Origin of the sequence: Salsipaludibacter albus (assembly GCF_019798055.1) — a bacterium.
Lineage (GTDB): Bacteria > Actinomycetota > Nitriliruptoria > Nitriliruptorales > Nitriliruptoraceae > Salsipaludibacter > Salsipaludibacter albus.
This window is the reverse complement of the sequence record NZ_JAHOPH010000009.1, coordinates 39,909-58,109: the sequence shown is the minus strand read 5'-3', so window position 1 is coordinate 58,109 and position 18,201 is coordinate 39,909. Positions and strand designations below refer to the sequence as shown.

At 72.0% G+C, this 18,201-nt stretch carries 18 protein-coding genes; 7 read left to right on the top strand and 11 right to left on the bottom strand.

Features of this window, described 5'->3' with window-relative positions:
* Positions 1 to 88 precede the first annotated feature (88 nt).
* From purU to KR546_RS07455, 7 genes are all read right to left on the bottom strand, one after another.
* Positions 89 to 958 carry a formyltetrahydrofolate deformylase gene (gene purU / locus KR546_RS07485; protein ID WP_238444084.1) on the bottom strand — a complete coding sequence of 290 codons (870 nt, stop codon included), beginning with the start codon at positions 956 to 958 and terminating at the stop codon, positions 89 to 91.
* 129 nt (positions 959 to 1,087) lie between these two features.
* Entirely contained in the window at positions 1,088 to 1,918 is an 831-nt protein-coding gene (locus KR546_RS07480) for an alpha/beta fold hydrolase (protein ID WP_238444083.1), read from the bottom strand.
* A 156-nt stretch (positions 1,919 to 2,074) separates the two neighbouring features.
* Positions 2,075 to 3,790, bottom strand: a complete 1,716-nt coding sequence (gene cimA, locus KR546_RS07475) for a citramalate synthase (protein WP_238444082.1) — start codon at positions 3,788 to 3,790, stop codon at positions 2,075 to 2,077.
* A gap of 258 nt (positions 3,791 to 4,048) precedes the next feature.
* On the bottom strand, positions 4,049 to 4,270 hold the full coding sequence (locus tag KR546_RS07470) for a dodecin (protein ID WP_238444081.1): 222 nt from the start codon (positions 4,268 to 4,270) through the stop codon (positions 4,049 to 4,051).
* An 82-nt stretch (positions 4,271 to 4,352) separates the two neighbouring features.
* Positions 4,353 to 4,583 carry a hypothetical protein gene (locus tag KR546_RS07465; RefSeq protein WP_238444080.1) on the bottom strand — a complete coding sequence of 77 codons (231 nt, stop codon included), beginning with the start codon at positions 4,581 to 4,583 and terminating at the stop codon, positions 4,353 to 4,355.
* A gap of 154 nt (positions 4,584 to 4,737) precedes the next feature.
* The gene (locus KR546_RS07460) at positions 4,738 to 5,958 is read right to left on the bottom strand and encodes a GNAT family N-acetyltransferase (protein ID WP_238444079.1); all 1,221 of its coding nucleotides are present in this window, start codon (positions 5,956 to 5,958) and stop codon (positions 4,738 to 4,740) included.
* Positions 5,955 to 7,001: a 3-isopropylmalate dehydrogenase gene (locus KR546_RS07455; protein ID WP_238444078.1), complete on the bottom strand. Its 1,047-nt coding sequence runs from the start codon at positions 6,999 to 7,001 to the stop codon at positions 5,955 to 5,957. The genes KR546_RS07460 and KR546_RS07455 overlap by 4 nt, the downstream gene beginning before the upstream one ends.
* A 234-nt stretch (positions 7,002 to 7,235) precedes the next feature.
* On the opposite strand from KR546_RS07455, the gene KR546_RS07450 reads away from it, so the two are divergent.
* Positions 7,236 to 7,799 (top strand): RDD family protein, encoded by a 564-nt coding sequence (locus tag KR546_RS07450; protein ID WP_238444077.1) that lies wholly within the window; start codon positions 7,236 to 7,238, stop codon positions 7,797 to 7,799.
* A 13-nt stretch (positions 7,800 to 7,812) separates the two neighbouring features.
* Positions 7,813 to 8,262, top strand: a complete 450-nt coding sequence (locus KR546_RS07445) for a hypothetical protein (RefSeq protein WP_238444076.1) — start codon at positions 7,813 to 7,815, stop codon at positions 8,260 to 8,262.
* Here KR546_RS07445 and KR546_RS07440 read toward each other — a convergent pair.
* Complete coding sequence (locus KR546_RS07440) at positions 8,244 to 8,891, bottom strand: DUF7847 domain-containing protein (protein ID WP_238444075.1); 648 nt, start codon at positions 8,889 to 8,891, stop codon at positions 8,244 to 8,246. The two genes, KR546_RS07445 and KR546_RS07440, sit on opposite strands and share 19 nt — an antisense overlap.
* 145 nt (positions 8,892 to 9,036) lie before the next feature.
* On the opposite strand from KR546_RS07440, the gene KR546_RS07435 reads away from it, so the two are divergent.
* From KR546_RS07435 to KR546_RS07415, 5 genes are read left to right on the top strand one after another with little or no spacing between them, the layout of a single operon-like run.
* On the top strand, positions 9,037 to 10,377 hold the full coding sequence (locus tag KR546_RS07435; protein WP_238444074.1) for a MurL-like N-terminal domain-containing: 1,341 nt from the start codon (positions 9,037 to 9,039) through the stop codon (positions 10,375 to 10,377).
* Positions 10,374 to 11,741 (top strand): UDP-N-acetylmuramoyl-L-alanine--D-glutamate ligase, encoded by a 1,368-nt coding sequence (gene murD / locus KR546_RS07430; RefSeq protein WP_238444073.1) that lies wholly within the window; start codon positions 10,374 to 10,376, stop codon positions 11,739 to 11,741. Before KR546_RS07435 ends, murD begins: the two co-directional genes overlap by 4 nt.
* A gap of 25 nt (positions 11,742 to 11,766) precedes the next feature.
* A complete protein-coding gene (locus tag KR546_RS07425; RefSeq protein WP_238444072.1) occupies positions 11,767 to 12,708 on the top strand; it encodes an NAD(P)-dependent oxidoreductase in 942 nt (313 codons plus the stop codon).
* Positions 12,709 to 12,731: 23 nt separating this feature from the next.
* On the top strand, positions 12,732 to 13,628 hold the full coding sequence (locus KR546_RS07420) for a PhzF family phenazine biosynthesis protein (protein ID WP_238444071.1): 897 nt from the start codon (positions 12,732 to 12,734) through the stop codon (positions 13,626 to 13,628).
* A 39-nt stretch (positions 13,629 to 13,667) separates the two neighbouring features.
* A complete protein-coding gene (locus tag KR546_RS07415; RefSeq protein WP_238444070.1) occupies positions 13,668 to 14,729 on the top strand; it encodes a DNA glycosylase AlkZ-like family protein in 1,062 nt (353 codons plus the stop codon).
* 92 nt (positions 14,730 to 14,821) lie between these two features.
* Here the strand turns inward: KR546_RS07415 and KR546_RS07410 are convergent, their stop codons facing one another.
* The 3 genes from KR546_RS07410 to leuD all read right to left on the bottom strand — a co-directional run bounded on the left by KR546_RS07410 (position 14,822) and on the right by leuD (position 18,185).
* Positions 14,822 to 15,505 carry a hypothetical protein gene (locus KR546_RS07410; protein ID WP_238444069.1) on the bottom strand — a complete coding sequence of 228 codons (684 nt, stop codon included), beginning with the start codon at positions 15,503 to 15,505 and terminating at the stop codon, positions 14,822 to 14,824.
* Positions 15,506 to 15,706: 201 nt separating this feature from the next.
* Positions 15,707 to 17,389, bottom strand: coding sequence for an MFS transporter (locus KR546_RS07405; RefSeq protein ID WP_238444068.1), 1,683 nt, complete (start codon positions 17,387 to 17,389; stop codon positions 15,707 to 15,709).
* Positions 17,390 to 17,579: 190 nt separating this feature from the next.
* On the bottom strand, positions 17,580 to 18,185 hold the full coding sequence (leuD, locus tag KR546_RS07400) for a 3-isopropylmalate dehydratase small subunit (RefSeq protein ID WP_238444067.1): 606 nt from the start codon (positions 18,183 to 18,185) through the stop codon (positions 17,580 to 17,582).
* Positions 18,186 to 18,201 lie beyond the last annotated feature (16 nt).

Here is an 18,201-nt window from a genome sequence, read left to right as displayed (position 1 = left end):
CACTCGACTGGCGTCGCTGGACGTGGGAGCTGGACGTTGTGAGCGAAGCGAGCAACTCCAATGCGCTCGAGCGAAGCGAGGGCGCACGTCAGGGGAAGACGACGGTGCGGTCGCCGAGGAGGAGGATGCGGTCCTCGGCCCACCAGCGGACGGCACGCGAGAGCACGCGCCGCTCGGTGTCCTGGCCGAGCTCGACGAGCTGGTCGGGGGTGTGGGCATGGGTCACCCGGGCGACGTCCTGTTCGATGATCGGTCCCTCGTCGAGGTCGGCCGTGACGAAGTGTGCGGTCGCCCCGACCAGCTTGACCCCGCGTTCGTGTGCCCGGTGGTAGGGCCTGGCGCCCTTGAAGCCGGGCAGGAACGAGTGGTGGATGTTGATGGCTCGCCCGGCCAGCCGGGTGCACAGGTCGTCGCTCAGGATCTGCATGTACCGGGCGAGCACCACCAGCTCGACGTCGTGGCGCTCGACCAGGTCGAGGATCGCGGCCTCCTGGTCGGGCCGGGTGTCGCCGCTGACAGGCAGGTGGTGGAAGGGGATCCCGTGACGCTCGACCTGGTCGCGGAGGTCGTCGTGGTTGGACACGACGGCCGGGATGTCGATCGGCAGCAGGTCGTTGCGCCACCGGTACAGCAGGTCCTCGAGGCAGTGGTCGGTGCGTGACACCAGGACCATCACGACGGGGCGGTGCGCGACCGGGCGAACCCGCAGCCGGACGCCGGCGTCGCGACCGCCGGGCACCTGGTCGACGTCCAGTGCCGCGGCGACGAGTCGGGCCACCTCGTCCGAGTCGTCGGTGTCGGCATCGAACACCGTGCGCATGCAGAACAGGTCGGTGTCGGGGTCACCGAACTGGGCGTTCTCGGTGATGTTGCCCCCGACCTCGAGCAGCGCCCCGCACACCGCGTGGACGATGCCGGGGCGATCCGGGCAGATCAGGGTCAGGACGTGGCTGGTCATGGTCCCCTCGCGTGGTGGCCGGGGAGAGCCTACGGGGCGCGGTCACGGCAGGACGCCGCGGCCAGGACGTGTGCCCCCGGCCGCGGCTGCCGTCCCCGGACGGACGTCGTGGACGACCTGCCCGACGACCTACAGGCCGTCGATGAAGTCCAGCAGGGCCCGGTTGAACTCGTCGGGATGGCTGACGTTGATGCCGTGCGGGCCACCCTCGACGACGTGCAGCCGGGAGTTGGGCAGGGCCTCGTGGGTGCGGGCACCACTGGCCTCCAGCGGCACGATCTCGTCGGCGTCGCCGTGGATCACCAGGGTGGGGATCCGCACCAGGGACAGGTCGTCGCGGAAGTCGGTGCGCGCGAACGAGTCGATGCAGGCCAGCGCCGCGTCGAGGTCGGCCTGCCCCGCCATCTCGACGGCCTTGGTGCGCTTGGCCTCGCTCACCCGGACCTCGCCGTCGGCGGTGAAGAAGTCGGTGGTGAACTGGTCGTAGAACCCGTCGGGGTCGTCGGCCAGCCCGGTCTTCATCTCCTTGATCGCAACGTCGTCGAGCGGACCGTCCGGGTTGTCCGCGGTGGCCTCGAGGTAGGGCGGCACGGCCGCGGCGAACACGACGCCGGCCAGCCGGTCGTCGCCCCGCGTGCCGAGCTGGCGGGCGACCTCGCCACCACCCATGGAGAACCCGACCAGGACCGCGCCGCGCAGGTCGAGGTGGTTGAGCAGCACGTCGAGGTCACCGGAGAGGGCGTCGTAGTCGTAGGCGTCGCCGCTGTCGGATCGACCAAAGCCCCGCCGGTCGTAGGTGATGACCCGGTGTCCGGCGTCGACCAGGGCGGGCACTTGGTCGGCCCAGGCGTCGGCGGTGAGCGGCCAGCCGTGGATCAGCACGACCGGACGACCGTCGCCGCCGGAGTCCTCGACGTACAGGTCGATCGGGTCCTTGGAACCAAGGGTCACGGTGGACATGGACGAGCCGTTTCTTCGGGGACGTCGGACAGGAACGATCAGGGTGCGCCGACGGATCGGACGTCACCACGGTCGAACGTCGAAACGCCCCCGCAGGCCCGAATCAGGTCACGAAGAAACGCGAAATACATGGAGGAACACCCAAAGTTTTCCGGATCAGCGCCAGCCGGCCTGCAGGATCGCGTAGGTCCAGGCATCCGACAGCGCTCGCCACGACGCCTCGACGATGTTGGGATCGACCCCCACGGTCACCCAGCTGCCGACCCCGTCGGTCGAGGTGACCAGCACCCGGGTCACCGCATCGGTCCCGCGTGTCGCCTCCAGGATCCGGACCTTGTAGTCGCTGAGGCGGACCTGCTCGAGCTCGGGCCAGGTCCCGTTCACGGCGTTGCGGAAGGCGTTGGCGAGCGCGTCGACCGGGCCGTTGCCCTCGCCGGCACCCAGCCGGCGTCGGCCCGCGACCTCGACGGCCAGGATCGCCTCGGCCGGCGACTCGTCGTGGTCCACCGGCAGGTCGGCGTGGTCGCCGCGACCGGCGTCTGCCATCGCGACCCGCATGTCCGGGGCGCCACGACCCTCCCAACCCCCACCGACCGACACCCGGAAGTGCTGGGTGTGGAACGGTTCGTCGGACCGTTCCAGTCGGCCGGTCAGCCGGCGCAGGAGCAGCTCGAACGAGGCGTCGGCGGCGTCGTAGGTCCACCCCTGGGCCTCGCGTCGCTTGACCTCGGCCAGGACCGTGGCCGCCTCGTCGGGGCCGACCTCCAGCCCGAACTCGCGTGCCTTGAGGACGATGTTGGACCGACCGGACTGTTCCGAGACCACCAGCCGCTGGGCGTTGCCGACCTGCCCGGGGTCGATGTGGTTGTACATGTCGGGCGCCTTGGCCAGCGCCGAGGCGTGCAGGCCGGCCTTGTGCGAGAACGCGGTGTGGCCGACGTAGGGCTGCACGGACGGCGTGGCCTGGTTGCAGATGTCGGCGACGGCGTGGCTGACCTCGGTGAGGCGCTCCAGTGCGTCGGGCGGGACCACCGGCACGAGTTGCTTGAGCTGCAGGTCGGCCATCACGGTGAACAGGTTGGCGTTGCCGCACCGCTCCCCCAGCCCGTTCGCGGTCCCCTGGACCTGCACGGCACCGGCCTGCAGCCCCAGCATCGAGTTGGCGACCGCGCAGCCACCGTCGTCGTGGAAGTGCAGTCCGACGTCGGTCTCGCCGACCCGCCTGCGCACCTCGGTGACGACGTCGACGACGTCCCAGGGCATCGCCCCACCGTTGGTGTCGCACAGCACGACCGCCTCCGCTCCCGCCTCGGCGGCCGCCACGACCACCTCCAGGGCGTAGTCCCGGTCGCGGGCGAAGCCGTCGAAGAAGTGCTCGGCGTCGAAGAAGACCCGGCGGCCGTTGGCGACGAGGTGGGCGACGGACTCGGTCACCATGGCGAGGTTCTCGGACCGGGGCACGCCCAGGGCGTCGTCGACGTGGTAGCCCCACGACTTGCCGACCAGGCACACCACCTCGGTGCGGGCCTCCAGCAGGCCCGCCAGCAGCGGGTCCTCGGCGACGTCGTTGCCGGCCATGCGGGTCATCCCGAACGCGGTCAGCGTCGCCTGCAGCGGCGACTCGTCACCCTCGGCGAACCGACGGAAGAACGCGGTGTCCTTGGGGTTGGAGCCCGGCCAGCCACCCTCGAGGTAGTGGACCCCGAGCCCGTCCATGCGCCGGGCGACGCGGACCTTGTCCTCGACGGTGAGGTTGATGCCCTCGCGCTGGGTGCCGTCGCGCAGCGTGGTGTCGTACAGCACGGGTGGCGCGGCACCGGGCGCCAGGGCACGGGCGGCCTCGTCCCGGCTGGGGAGTGGGGTGTGGCTCACGACGTCCTCGATCCTGGAGTGGGATCGGCGTGGAGCCGGACGGTGGAACGCGGTGCCGGGGGTGCCGGCGCCGCTCCCGCAGCCCGGCACACGCCGTCTACGGGAGCGATCCAATGATGATGATGCCGTCGGCCCAGTGGGTCGACGGGCAGGCGACGCCGACCGGCGCACCGTGCAGGTGCGGGGAGGTCGGGGCGCTGTCGGGCTGCATGGCGGCGAACCTAGGGCGACGCTCGGCGCAGCGTCAAGCCGGACGGCTCAGCCGTCGTTGGCGACGTCGTCGACCCGGAAGCCGACCCGCAGGCCCACCTGGTAGTGCTGGACCACGCCGTCGTCGATCCAGCCACGGATCTCGTCGACCTCGAACCAGTCGAGGTTGCGGGTGGTCTCGGACGCCTTGGAGACGGCGGACTGGATCGCGTCCTCGACGGAGTCGCGCGATGAGCCGACCAGCTCGATCTTCTTGTACACGTTGGACATGCAGGTTCCTCATGGACGAGTGGTGCGACGAGGGTGGTGCGCCGGTCGCCGCAGGGCAAGGCCCCGCGGCCCGCGGCCCGGATCAGTTGCTGTCCAGCAGGCTGGCGCAGGTCTTGCAGAGGTCGGCGTCGGTCGCCGTGTGCATCTCGCCACCCGTGCCACACAGGGCCCGGTCGTACACGAACCCGCCGTCGTGGAGGGTGCGTGTCTTGAAGGTGGCCCCGTCGAGTGGTCGGAAGACGTGGGCCTTGCTCCCACTGCCCACGGTCACGAGCACGTCGTCCTGTTCCAGCGCTGCGTCAACGTCGGGCATCCACCACTCCAGGTCGCGAGGTCAGGTTCGAACGGGTCCGGTCGGGATCCGGGTCGCGGATCGGGTCGTGGCACACGCCTCACCCGTCGCCGGACCTGTTCCGGACGGTTCCAGCATAGTGCCCGTCCGCGCACGACGTGCGCGGATCGCACACTCAGAAATCGAGCGGGCACCACGGGGCGCGGTCGGTGGCGAAGATCCGGTGGAGGCGTTGGGCTCGGTCGTGCGACGCGATCTCGATCCGGCCGGCGGCCTCCAGCGTGAGCGGTGAGTACCCACCGAGCCAGAGGCTGGCGAGGTCGGTCACGGACAGCTCGACGTCGGCCGCGTCGTCGGTCGGCGTCACCTCGGCACCCTCCGGACCCGCCTCCAGCGACCACCGACGATCGTTGTCGGCGTGCTGGTCGTCGTGGACCTCCAGCACCAACCGGTCCGACGCGTCGTAGGACCGGGCCTCCAGCGCGGTCGGCACGTCCAGCAGGCGGACGAACAACGGGGGTGCGGCCCGCCGACGCAGCTGGACCCGGTCGAGGATCCGCCACGGGAGCGGGTCGTCGACCGGCCGGACCTCGGCCTCGACGGTCGTGACCAGGTCGATGCTGGCGACGTAGGCCCACAGGTCCGCCTCGGCCTCGGCATCCACGGCCAGCAGGTCCTTGACGGTCACGGTCGCGTCCGGGACGTCGTGGTCCCAGGTGCCCTCGTGGACCATGAACCGCACGACTCCCCGATCGCCGACGGCGGCGTAGCGCAGGGGCCGCTTCTCGGCGGCCTCCTCGTCCTCGGTCCCGGCCAGCCACCACGACGCGGAGCGGGCCAGCATCCCGGGTCGTCCGTCACGGACCTGCTCGTGGACCGCCGGACCCGCCGCCAGGTAGTCGTCGCGCGCCAGCTCACGGACCCGGGACGCGTCCCCGCCCGCCAAGCCGCGCAGCTGGGACTGGCGGATCGAGAAGTGCGTGCCGGGCACGGCCGCGCCGTAGCCGAACCGACCGTAGATCGGCGCCTCGGTCGCCCACAGGGCGGCCACCGGATCGGCGTGCTCGGCGGCATCCCGGTGGAGCTGGGCCATCATCGCACGCAGCAGGCCGCGACGGCGGTGGTCCGTGCGGACCGTGACGGCCGAGACCCCCGCGCAGTCGATCCGCGACCCGCCCGGCAACGACAGGTCGAACTCGTAGGCACCGGCCGAGGCCACGTAGTGGCCGCCGTCGTCGGTGGCCGTCAGGAAGCGTGACGGATGCGCGTGCTCGCGTCGGTGCCGGATGATCTCGTCACGTGGGACGTGGTGGAAGACGCGCACCCAGTAGCGGGTGAAGTCCTCCCACTCGTCCTCGGTGACCCGGCGCAGTTCGGGACGGTCACCACCGGTCACGACGACACGAGCTCGACCAGCCGGTCGCCGACCTCGACGGTCCCGGTGCTCGCGTCACCCCGCTCGGCCAGCCAGGTCGCGACGGCAGCCTCGACGTCGGCGGCGGCGTCGTGCTCACCGAGGTCGGCCAGCAGCAGCGACAGGGCCAGCACGGCCGCGGTGGGATCGGCCACGCCGGTGCCGGCGATGTCGGGGGCCGAGCCATGGACGGGCTCGAACATCGACGGGTGGGCTCCCGTGGGGTTGAGGTTGCCGGACGTGGCCAGCCCCATCCCGCCCTGCACGGCGGCGCCGAGGTCGGTGATGATGTCGCCGAACAGGTTCTCGGTCACGACGACGTCGAAGCGCTCCGGCTGGGTCACGAAGTACAGGCACGCCGCGTCGACGTGCACGTAGTCCCGCTCGACCCGGGGGTACTCCTCGCCGACCTCGTGGAAGGTGCGCCACCACAGGTCACCGGCGTGGACCAGCACGTTGGTCTTGTGGCACAGGGTCAGGTGCCGGCGCTCGCGGGCGTCCGCGAGGTCGAAGGCGTGGCGCATGATGCGCTCGACCCCGTGGCGGGTGTTGAGTGACTCCTGGGTGGCGATCTCGGCCGCCGTCCCACGGTGGACGGTGCCACCCGCACCGGCGTACACCGACTCCGTGTTCTCCCGCAGGACCACGAAGTCACAGCGCTCGGGGGTCAGGCCGGCGACCGGGGACGTCACCCCCGGGTACAGCTTCACGGGGCGGTGGTTGACGTACTGGTCGAAGGCGAACCTGATCCGCAACAGCATGCCGCGCTCGAGCACGCCCGGCGGGACGTCCGGCGTGCCGACCGCACCGAGGTAGATCGCGTCGGTGTCGTCGAGCTCGGCCAGGGTCTCGTCGGACAGGACCTCGCCCGTGTCGAGGTAGCGCCGCCCGCCCAGGTCGAAGTCGATGCGCGTGGTGGTGAACCCGTGGCGTTGCTCGACGGCGTCCAGGACCCGCAGTCCCTGATCGACGACCTCGGGCCCGATGCCGTCGCCGCCGATGATGGCGAGGCGGTGGTCGGTCATGGGGTCGGTCCTCGGTCGGTGGCTGCGTGGTCTCGGCCCGACAGCCTAGGGAGCCGATGCCGACCGGTGGATCGGGTCGTATCAGCGGACCGATCCGTCGACTCGTGGAGGGCCCCGGTCGCGACCGGCGACCGGGACCTGCGTCCCGAGCAGGCACCGACACCTTTCGTCGACGGCCCGTGCCGCCTAGCGTCGTGCAACGACGCCGTCCGTCATCCCGAGGAGAGCCACGCGATGAGCAACCAGCCACCCGCCCCGCCACCGCCACCCGACAGCGGGGGCGGCATGCCACCCCCACCCTCGTCGGCCGCGCCGGGCGTGGCCGCCGCCGACGTCGGGATCCGGCTCGGCGCCAGGATCATCGACTCGATCATCCTCGCGATCATCGGGACGATCATCCTCTCGCCGATCATCTTCGGCCTGATGTTCGCCGACGCCGACGGCGGGATGATGAGCGCGCTGGGCGGCGGGGGCTTCGGGATCGCCTCGATCCTGTACAGCCTGCTGGCCCTGGCGATCGGCCTGGGCTACTACGCGCTGTTCGACTCCAGGATGGGCGGCACACCGGGCAAGAAGATCCTCAGCCTGGGCGTGCAGGGTCCCGACGGGACCAACCCCACGATCGAGGAGTCACTGAAGCGCAACTCGTGGCTGGCCCTCAACGTGATCCCGGTGGTCGGCGGCCTGCTCCAGCTGGGCGCGGCGATCTACATCGCGGTCACCATCTCGCAGAGCGATTCCAACCAGGGCTGGCACGACGGGTTCGCCGGCGGCACCCGGGTCGTGCGCACCAAGTGACCTCGTCGACACCGTGACCCCGGGCGACGGCCCGCTGGACGACCGAGCGACACGCCGGCGTCTGCTGGCCGCGCTCGTGGGTGTCCATCCGTGGCTGGCAGATCCCGACTGGGGTCCGGCGGCCGTGGACCCGGGCACGTGTGATCGGTGTGGGCAGCACCCGCGCCTGGTGACCACCTGCGGGCCGGCGTCGTGGCGCGCCCTGTGTCGCGACTGCCTCCTGGACGTCGGGGAGGACGCGTTCTGCGCGGGCCACGCCGACGACGCAGCGGCGGCCGCCGACCATGCGCGCGACCTGCCCGACCAGTGGGCGACCCTGGTCCGGCTGGCCTGGGTCGCGGCGGGGCAGGTCCGGGCCGACCGGGCATGGCTGGACCTGGCCGTCGCGGACCTGACCGATCCCGGGCTCGCCGCGCTGGTCACCGGCAACGACCCCGCCGATGGTCAGGTCGACACCGGCTGACCGTGGAGGAACCGGAACGTCCAGGCCTGCGCGATGACCACGACGGGGAAGGCCACGACCAGGCCGATCCCGCACAGCAGCACGCCGATCGTGGTCACGATCGCCCCGACCAGGTAGAGCAGCAGGACGTCCACCACGTTGTCGACCGTGAAGCGGATGCTGGACATGATCGCCTCCCACGCCCCCTCGTCGCGATCCACGACGAAGAACAGGAAGAACTGGGCCAGGAACGCGAAGATGACTCCCGGCACGACGAACAGGAGCGACCCGACGGCTGCGACCAGGCCCACCAGCAGGGACGCGCCGACGATCGTGCCGAGCCGATCCGTGCTCAGCAGGGTCGACCACGCCAGTGGTCGGCCGTCGACGATCGCCAGGCCGGCGCGCACGATCCCGGCCTGGACGATGAAGGCCAGCGCCAGGTAGCCCAACAGGCCGACCACGGTCAGGACGCTGGCGACGATGCCCAGCGCGTCGTTGCCCGCGTCGACGGCGCTGCCGAGCAGCGCCACCAGGCCGAACCACAGCAGCCCGACGAGGATCGACCCGACGAACAGCACGGCCACGCCCGTGAGGATGGGTCCCACGTTGGCGCGGAAGGCGTCCCAGGCGTACTGGAACGCCACCATGACGTCGTAGCGGTCATCGGCGATCCTTCCGCGAAGGCGTGGGGCCGACCATGCTGGTCGGCGTCCCGGCGCGGCACAAGCACCCCGGACGACGGGCCGGCGCGCGGACGATCCCGGGCTGGACCCGGTGGCTACCGTCGGCGGCATGACCACCATGCTCCAGTCCGCGCGCTCCCGGGTCCTCGACGACCTCGGGCTGGACGCCTCGTCGTCGTTCACCTGGACCGGCGTGGAGCGCGAGGGCAACGAGGTCTCCCTGCACTGGGACCTGGACGGGGTCGGCCGGCTGACCGAGCGGCTCGTCTTCCACGGCGTGTCCCTGGACGGCACCGGTGTCCGACGCACCGCGATCGACCGGTCCCTGCGGCTGTTGCACCTGGTCGCGGGGGTGTCCTACCTCAAGACCACGCTGCCACCCGACCTGCGGACCGGCCCGATCTCGCCCGCCGTCCGTGACCTCCTGGCGGCGATCACGACCGACGGACTCGCCGAGCTGGCGTGGGACCACGACGTGGACCTGCGGGGCCACTTCACGTTCCCGGAGCCGGCCACCGCCCCGGAGGCGGCGGTGCCGATCGGCGCCACGGCCGGACCGCTGGTCCCGATCGGTGGCGGCAAGGACTCGATCGTCACGCTGGACGCGGTCGCCGACCACGAGCCCACGTTGTTCGCGGTCAACCCCCGAGGTCCGATCCTCCGGACCTTCGAGGCGGCCGGACATCCGACCGTGACGGTGGACCGTCACCTCGACCCCGAGCTCTTCGCACTCAACGATCGCGGCGCGGTCAACGGCCACGTGCCCGTCACGGCGATCGTGTCGGCCATCGCCGTGGTGGCCGCGGTCGCCGGTGGCCACTCCGCCGTGCTGCTGTCCAACGAGCGGTCGGCGGACCAGGCCACGGTCGTGACCGACGACGGCCGGGCGATCAACCACCAGTGGTCGAAGTCGTCGGCGTTCGAGCGGGCCTTCGCGCGGATCGTCGCCGACGAGGTCGCCCCCGACGTCACCTACCTGTCGCTGTTGCGGCCCGCCTCCGAACTGTGGATCGCCCGCCGGTTCAGCGAGTTGGGTTCCTGGGACACCGTGTTCAACTCGTGCAACCGTGCCTTCCACCTCCAGGGGCAGCGCCGCGAGTGGTGCGGCCACTGCCCGAAGTGCCGCTTCGTGTTCCTGGCTCTCGCCCCGTTCATGGGACGTGACCGGGTCGTCGGGATCCTCGGACGCGACCTCCTCGACGATCCCGACCAGGTCGACGACTACGCCGCACTGGCCGGGCTGACCGACCACAAGCCCTTCGAGTGCGTCGGGGAGGCGGAGGAGTCGGCCGCCGCGCTGGCCTCCCTCGCAGCCGACCCGGACTGGGCCGACGACGCCGTCGTGGCGGCCCTGGCGGACCGGCTCCCGGTCGGCCCCGACGCGCTGGAGTCGTTCCTGGCGACCCCGGACACGTCCGCCCTGCCGGCGCCGTGGGACCAGGTGCTGTGACCGACCTCCCCGACGACGACTGGCTGCGCGGGGCCGGCACGGTCGCCGTGCACGGGCTGGGGCGCGAGGGGCGCAGTCTCGTGACCGACCTCGCGACGTCGAACCCCGGCGCCGAGATCCTGGTGCTCGACGACGCCGCACCCAGCGACGACGACCGTCAGTTCCTGGCCGACGCCGGCGCGACGTCGGTGGTCGGACCGGACCAGGGGGTGGAGGTGGTGGGCGACGCCGACGTGCTGGTGCGCTCTCCCGGTGTCCCCCCGAGCCATGCCGTGCAGGTCGCGGCCCGGGCGGCCGACGTGCCGGTCACCACGGTGCTCAACGTGTTCTTCGCACGCCACCGCCCGACCAACGTGGTCGCGATCACGGGCACCAAGGGCAAGTCCACGACCACCACCCTGCTGGGGCACCTCCTTGGCGAGGCGGGCCGCACCGTCCGGGTCGCGGGCAACGTCGGGACGTCGGTCCTCGACCTCGACGTGGCGCCGTCCGCGCTGGACCACCTGGTCCTGGAGCTGTCGAGCTACCAGTTGGCGGACCTGCGCGGCCGACCGTCGCTCGGCCTGTGGCTCAACCTCCACCGCGACCACCACGGCTGGCACGGAGGCGGGGAGGCCTACGCGGCCGACAAGGGCCGGATCGTCGCGCTGTCCGACCGGCTGATCGTCAACGGCGCCGACGACCGGGTGCTCGCCCGCTCCCGGGACCATCGGGACCGCGCCCAGTTCGACGCGTCCGGCGACCCGATCGTCGCGGGACGACTGGGCGTCTCCCGCGCCGTCCTGCGCACGGCACTCGAGTCGTCCCGGCTGGTCGGCACCCACAACCTCGCCAACCTGGCCGCGGTGGTGGCCGTCGGTGCGGACCTGGGCGTCGACCCGGCAGCACTCCTGGGTGGACTGGCGTCGTTCCGGCCACTCCCCCACCGGCTCGAACTGGTGCACGACGACGGCCGGCGGTGGGTCGACGACTCGATCGCCACGATCCCGGAGGCCACGGTCGCCGCGCTCGACGCCTTCCCGGACACGCCGGTGACGCTGCTGGCCGGTGGCTTCGACCGCGACCAGGACCACGCACCGCTCCTGGCCGTCCTCGCGACCCGGGCCGGCGGCCCGGGCCCGGTCGTGGTCGTGGCCCTGCCCGACACCGGCCACCGGTTGGCGATCGACCTGGCCGGCGCCCATCCGGACGTCGCCGTGCGCCCTGTCCCCGACCTGGCGGCGGCGGTGGCGGAGGCGGACCGTGTCACCCCGCGTGGTGGCGTCGTCCTGCTGTCGCCGGCGGCAGCCAGCTTCAACCAGTTCCGGTCCTTCGAGGACCGCGGACACCAGTTCGCCACGCTCGCGCGTGCGCGGCCGGCATGACCCCACCCCCGAGGAAGGCCCCATCGTGCTCCCGACCGTGACCGTCCCGCGCGACGACGACGACGGCCCCCCTCGGGTCGCGGTCCACCCCGCCAGGCCAGCCCTCGAACGGGCCGTCGAGGACGCCGGCGGCCGGGTCGTGGCACCGGCCGACGCCGAGGCATTGCTGTGGTCGGTCCCGCACGACGCGGACGACCTCGCCGGCCTCCTCGACGAGCACCCGCACCTGCGCTGGGTGCAACTGCCCTTCGCGGGCGTGGACGCCTTCGTGGACGTGCTCGACGACGACCGGGCCTGGACGTCGGGCAAGGGCGTGTACGCCGACCCGGTGGCCGAGATGGCCCTGGCCCTGGTGCTGGCGACCCGCCGCGAGGTCGTCCGGTACGCGACCGCGACCGCGTGGGGTGACGACCACGGCGAGATGCTCTTCGGTGCCCGTGTCACGGTCCTCGGTGGCGGGGGGATCACCGAGGTGCTGCTGGACCTGCTCGCCCCGTTCCGCTGCGACGTGACCGTCGTCCGCCGCTCGGACCAGCCCCTGGACGGCGCGACCGTCGTGACGACCGACCACCTCGACGACGCGCTGGCCGACGCCGAGGTCGTGGTCCTGGCCCTAGCGTTGACCGACGACACGACCGGGATCCTGGACGCACGTGCGCTCGAGCTGCTTGCCGAGGGGGCCGTCGTCGTCAACGTCGCACGCGGGGCCCACGTCGTCACCGACGACCTCGTCGCGGCGCTCCGGTCGGGCCACCTGGCCGGCGCCGGACTGGACGTGACCGACCCGGAGCCATTGCCCGACGGCCATCCGCTGTGGGACCTGCCCAACGTCGTCGTCACCCCGCACGTCGGCAACACCGACGCCATGGGCGAGCGCCTGCTGGCGGACCGGATCCGCGACAACGTCACGCGGTTCGCCCAGGGACGGCGCCTCCTGGGCGCCGTCGACAGGGCGGCCGGCTACTGACCGTCACACCGAAGGAGCGCCGCATGAGCACCCACTCCCTGGCCTGGGTCGATGCCTTCACCGACCGGGCCTTCGGGGGCAATCCGTGCGCGGTCGTGTTCGACGCCGACGACGTCGACGTGGACACCCGGATCGCGTTCACCCGCGAGACCCGCCTGTCGGAGTGTGCGTTCGTGGTCGCCTCGTCGGTCGCCGACGTGGGCGCGCGCTACTACGTCGCCAGCGGTGAGATCCCGATGGCCGGCCACCCCACGATCGCCACCGTGACGGCCCTGCTGGACGCCGGCGTGGTCGAGCTGGTCGACGACGTCGCATCGTTCACCCTGGAGGTCGGCGCGGGTGTCCTGCCGATCGAGGTCGACGGGACCGCCGACGGACCGCCCCGCATCACGATGCAGCAACTCCGCCCGACCTTCGGTCGCTCGTGGGAGCCCGAGCTCGTCGCCCCCCTCGTCGGGCTCCGGGCCGACGACTTCCGCGCGACGCCCCGCACCGTCAGCACCGGCACCCCGTTCCTCGTCTCGCCGCTGGTGTCCCACGACGCGCTCCGGCGTGCCCGGCTGGACGTCGACGCCCTGCTCGCCTTCCACGAGGACCACGACGCAGACTTCTTCGAGCCGTTCCTGACCGCCATGGGCGGCGCCACCCCCGACGGCGACGTCTTCTCCCGGCTGCTGCTGACCCCGCCCGAGCCACCCGAGGACCCGTTCACGGGCTCGGCGACCGGCTGCCTGGGCGCGTGGCTATGGGCCGAGGGCGAGATCGACGGCCCCCGGTTCGTCGCCGAACAGGGCCACGACATGGATCGGCCCGGCCGGGCCGACGTGGAGGTGCTGGGACCACGCGACGACATCGCCGGTGTCCTGGTGGGTGGGACCGGGGTCGTGCTGGTGCGTGGCCAGGTCACCCTGCCCGACTGACGTCCCGGCCGGTTCGGTCGCAGCGCGCAAGGAGCGTGGATGGAGACGACACCGGTGGAGGTCACCCGCGACCGGGTGCTCGCGTTCCGACGGCGCAGCGGGGTGCTCACCCACCGGCTGCCCGCCGGGACCGACGCGGTGCGGCGTGCGGCCTGGGCGGGACTGCAGGACAGCATGCCGCGGGCCGCGCTGCTGTCGCTGCATGCGCGGGTGGCCGGGGTCGGACCCGACGCGCTCGACGATCCGGAACTGGAGCAGGTGTGGGGTCCCCGGTTCAGCGTCCACGTCGTCGCGACACGCGACCGGGCCGTGTTCACGCTCGGTCGACTCCCGACGGACGCGCGGGGGCGCGAGCGTGCCGAGGACCTCGCCGCCCGACTCCGTGACCTGCTCGACGACGGTGAGGAACTGGGCTACGGACATGCCGGCCGGGCCCTCGACGTCCACCCCAACGCCCTGCGGTACGCGGCGGCGACCGGGACGGTCGTCCTGCGATGGCACGGCGCACTCCAGCCGACGATCCGGGTGGTGGACCCGCCCCGGGTCGAGCCGCAGGACGCCCGCCACGAGCTGGCACGACGTCACCTGCACGTCGTCGGCCCCAGCACGCCCGAGGCCTTCGCCCGCTGGGCCGGCGTGGCCACGCGCCAGGCCCGGGTGACCTTCGACGAGCTCCGCGACGAGCTGGCGGCCGTGCGGACGGCGGTCGGAGACGGCTGGGTCCTGGCCGCGGACCTGCCCTCGCTGCGGGTTGGACCACCGGCTGACCCCGTGGGCGCGACCGACGACGGTGAAGTCGGGGGCGAGTCGGTCCGCCTGCTCCCGAGTGGCGACCCCTACTGGCTGCTCTGGGGCCAAGCCCGCGAGCTGCTGTTGGAGGAACCAGACCTGCGCGACCGGTTGTGGACGCCCCGCGTGTGGCCCGGCGCCGTCCTGGTCGGTGGCGAGGTCGTGGGCACGTGGCGCCGGGCGGGCGCGGACCTGGACGTGGACCCGTGGCGCGCCTTCACGGAGGCCGAGCGGGCGGCGGTCGAGTCCGAGGCCACGTCCCTCCCGCTCCCGGGACTCGACCGGCCGATCGTGGTGACCTGGACGTCCTGAGCCGGGGTGGTGCGTGGGCGGTGGCCCGAGGCCACCTCGCCGGCGCGGGTGGCGCAGCACGTGCCACGCCACCCGCCACCGACGGGCACGGTTCAGTCGACGACGATGACGTCGTCGCCCTGGACCAGGCGGTGGGCGTCGACGGTCATCGAGCCCTTGCCGATGCCGGCGACCGCCGAGGAGCTGCCCTGCTGCGACGACGTGGCCGAATCGACCCGCGCCTGGACCTCGACGTCATAGGTGGTGGCCGAGTCGAGCGGGTGCGCGACGAAGTTGAAGGCGTTGGCGTTCATGGTGCGCTGGATCAACTCGATGGTCTCGTCGTCGACGATCACCAATTCTCCGTCGACCACGTCGACGATGCCCTGCAATTCGGCACTCAGTTCCTGGTAGCGGTCACAGAAGACGACCTCACCGGGGTGGGCTTCCTCGCCGTTGAGCAGGACGCGAACGGTCACCGTGCCCTGGGCGGACGACGTGTCCTTGTTGCCACCGCGGGACCGGACCTCGGTCTGGGTGTACAGGCCGCACTGGAGCGAGACGTCGATGAACAGGGCGCGATTGCCGCCGGGGGGCTTGATCTGGCTGGACAGGACCGTCGTCCAGTCCTGGCCTGCGGTGTCCTCGACCAGGGTGACGTCGGAGACCGCGACGGTCGCCTTCCCGGACGGTGACTGGGCCTGGGCGGTGTTGGTGACCAGGGTGGCGATCACGAGCGCCCCGGCGAGGGCCAGGAGGAGCCCGCCGCGCCAGGCGAGTTGCAGCTTGCGTGTCATGGTGACATCCGTTCATCGATTTCGGGGAGAACCACGCACGCATGCAGGAAGCAGGCGTTGGCGTGGGAACCCCCATGCAACTGCCGGATGTCCACCTCCGCATGGGATCTTTGTCCTGTGTTTCCCCGGTCGATGACCCGTCATTCATGCCAGATGAGACCACGGCTCGAGCGGCGCATGACGGCGAGACGGACCGAGGTGTCAGTGCCCGTGCACGGGGATGGAGCCGTCGGCATCGTGGAGATGGCCGTGGGCCTCCATGGCGGCGGCCTGCAGGTCGAGCGCGTCGTCCGCGGTCAGGTCGACCCGGGCGACGTGCTCGGTCTTCGGGCCGTCACCGGTGTCCATCGCGCGCGCTCGCCGGATGACTGCGGCCGCCTCGGCGTCGATGTGGGAGTGCTGGGCGAGGTGCGCGGCCCAGTCGTGGACCTGGAAGTACTCGGTGAAGACCAGTGGGTCCTCGGCATGTCGGTACAACGACCACGACTGGGCGCCGGTCCGCAGGCGCTGGCGTCGCAGGTCCCGCATCACCGCGAAGAACTCCTGCAGGTCGTCGTCGTCGATCCTCCACGTCGTGGCCACGACCACCGGCGACCCGGGAACCCGGTCGGCGTGTCGCGGCACCGACCAGTCGTCGGGCGTCGAGGGCATCTCGACCTCGCCGAGCACCGGCATGTCGATGCGGGTCGTGACCAGCCCCAGGACCACGGTCACGATCGCCAGGACCCCGACGGCGTTGGCCGACCCGACCAACTCGGCGAGGGTGCCGGCCAGCACCGCGGCGATGGGCTGCATGCCCAGCGCCGCCAGCAGGTACACCGACATCGCGCGGCCACGCACCCACCGGGGCGAGACGATCTGCACGATCGTGTTCATCGTGGTGACCGTCCAGACCCAGGTCAGGCCGGCCACGAACAGCAACGACGCGGCCGACACGGGATCGCGCGCCACGAACCCGAACAGCATCCCGACCACGCCGTTGGCGACGATCGCCAACGGCAGGATCAGCCGGACCTTGTCACGGACCCACTCCCGGGTCAGGGCCCCGGTCAGCGATCCGGCGCCGAACACGCCCAGCAGGAGCCCGTAGCCGTTCGCCCCCAGCGCCAGGTCGTCCGACACGACGCTGGGCAGCAGGGTCTGGAACGCCGGGGCCGTCAGGTTGAACACCGCGGTGACCGCCACCACCATCAGGACTGCCCGGGTGAAGCGCACGAAGCGCAACCCGGTGCGGGTGGACTGCCACACGCCGGCCGTGGTCGGGTCGGCCGACCCCAGCTGCGGCAGGGTGAACAGGACGCCGATCACGGCGAGGTAGCTGATCGCGTTGGCGCCGAAGGCGATGTCGGCTCGCCCCGCCGCCACGAACAGGCCCCCGAGGGCAGGGCCGATCGCGCGCGCGACGTTGAAGCTGGCCGAGTTGAGCGCGGTCGCCGGAGCGACCAGGTCGTCTCCCACCAGGTCCGGGATCAGGGTCTGCAGGGCCGGGATCGAGATGGCGGTCCCCAGCCCCAGGCCGAACGTCAGGGCCAGCAGCACCTCGGGCGTCAGCAGGTCCGACCAGGTCAGGAACGCCATGATCCCGACCGACACGGCGGCGATCCCCTGGCCGATCGCGGTCATGGTCCGCCGGTCGAACACGTCGGCGAGCGCCCCGGCCGGCAGGGTCATCAGCATCCGGGGAAGGGTCATCGACGCGGTGACCAGCGCCACCATCAGTGGCGAGCCGGTCAGCTGCAGCATCAACCACGGGGCCGCGGTCAGCTGCAGGAACGTCCCGAGGTTGCTGACCAGGAAGGCGCCCCACAGGCGCCGGTACTCCGGCACCGCGAGCGGCGCGAAGGTCGACGGACGCAGCGCCGTGGGGGTCGAGGGTCCGCTCACCTGTCACCTCCTGGCCACGCGACGTCCGGGACGCGCCCTGTTCCGGACGCGATCGCGCCACCGGTGGGACCCGGCGGCGCCGGTGGCCAACGCCGCCCCGGTGGTCGGTGTTCCCGGCCCCGCTCCGACGACCGGCCGGTGCCCAGGCCAGCCGGTGCCCAGGCCAGCCGGGGCCCAGGCCAGCCGGGGCTCAGGCCAGCCGGGGCATCCAACTGGCGCGCCGGTCCTCGAACGCGGCGATGTCGTCCGCGCGCTGCAGGCTCAGGGCCACGTCGTCGAGCCCGTTGAGCAGCTTGTGGCGGGTGTGCGCGTCGATGGTGAAGTCCACCTCGAGGCCTCCCCCGGTGACCGTCTGCGTCTCGAGGTCGACCGTGACCTCGGTGGACGGGTCCCGGTCCACCATCTCGAACAGCTCCCGCACGGTGTCGTGGTCGAGCTGCACGGCGATGATCCCGACGTTGCCACAGTTGTTGCGGAAGATGTCGGCGAACGACTCGGCGATGACCGCGTGGAACCCGGCGTCCTCGATCGCCCAGGGAGCGTGCTCCCGCGACGAGCCCGAGCCGAAGTTGCGTCCGGCGAGCAGGATCGAAGCGTCGGCGTGCGCGGGCTGGTTCATCGGGAAGTCCGGGTCGGGTGTCCCGTCCTCGCGGTAGCGCCACTCGGCGAAGGCATACGGCCCGAACCCGGTCCGCTCGATGCGCTTGAGGTACTGCTTGGGGATGATCTGGTCGGTGTCGACGTCGTTGGCGTCGATCGGGCAGATCGTGCCGGTGACGGTGCGGACGGCGTCCATGCTGCGTTCCTCTCGG

Coding starts and splice junctions, on each gene's coding strand:
- purU (WP_238444084.1), bottom strand. CDS start 958: ATGACCAGCCACGTCCTGACCCTGATCTGCCCGGATCGCCCCGGCATC.
- KR546_RS07480 (WP_238444083.1), bottom strand. CDS start 1,918: ATGTCCACCGTGACCCTTGGTTCCAAGGACCCGATCGACCTGTACGTC.
- KR546_RS07470 (WP_238444081.1), bottom strand. CDS start 4,270: ATGTCCAACGTGTACAAGAAGATCGAGCTGGTCGGCTCATCGCGCGAC.
- KR546_RS07465 (WP_238444080.1), bottom strand. CDS start 4,583: ATGCCCGACGTTGACGCAGCGCTGGAACAGGACGACGTGCTCGTGACC.
- KR546_RS07455 (WP_238444078.1), bottom strand. CDS start 7,001: ATGACCGACCACCGCCTCGCCATCATCGGCGGCGACGGCATCGGGCCC.
- KR546_RS07450 (WP_238444077.1), top strand. CDS start 7,236: ATGAGCAACCAGCCACCCGCCCCGCCACCGCCACCCGACAGCGGGGGC.
- KR546_RS07440 (WP_238444075.1), bottom strand. CDS start 8,891: ATGGTGGCGTTCCAGTACGCCTGGGACGCCTTCCGCGCCAACGTGGGA.
- KR546_RS07435 (WP_238444074.1), top strand. CDS start 9,037: ATGACCACCATGCTCCAGTCCGCGCGCTCCCGGGTCCTCGACGACCTC.
- KR546_RS07420 (WP_238444071.1), top strand. CDS start 12,732: ATGAGCACCCACTCCCTGGCCTGGGTCGATGCCTTCACCGACCGGGCC.
- KR546_RS07415 (WP_238444070.1), top strand. CDS start 13,668: ATGGAGACGACACCGGTGGAGGTCACCCGCGACCGGGTGCTCGCGTTC.
- KR546_RS07410 (WP_238444069.1), bottom strand. CDS start 15,505: ATGACACGCAAGCTGCAACTCGCCTGGCGCGGCGGGCTCCTCCTGGCC.
- leuD (WP_238444067.1), bottom strand. CDS start 18,185: ATGGACGCCGTCCGCACCGTCACCGGCACGATCTGCCCGATCGACGCC.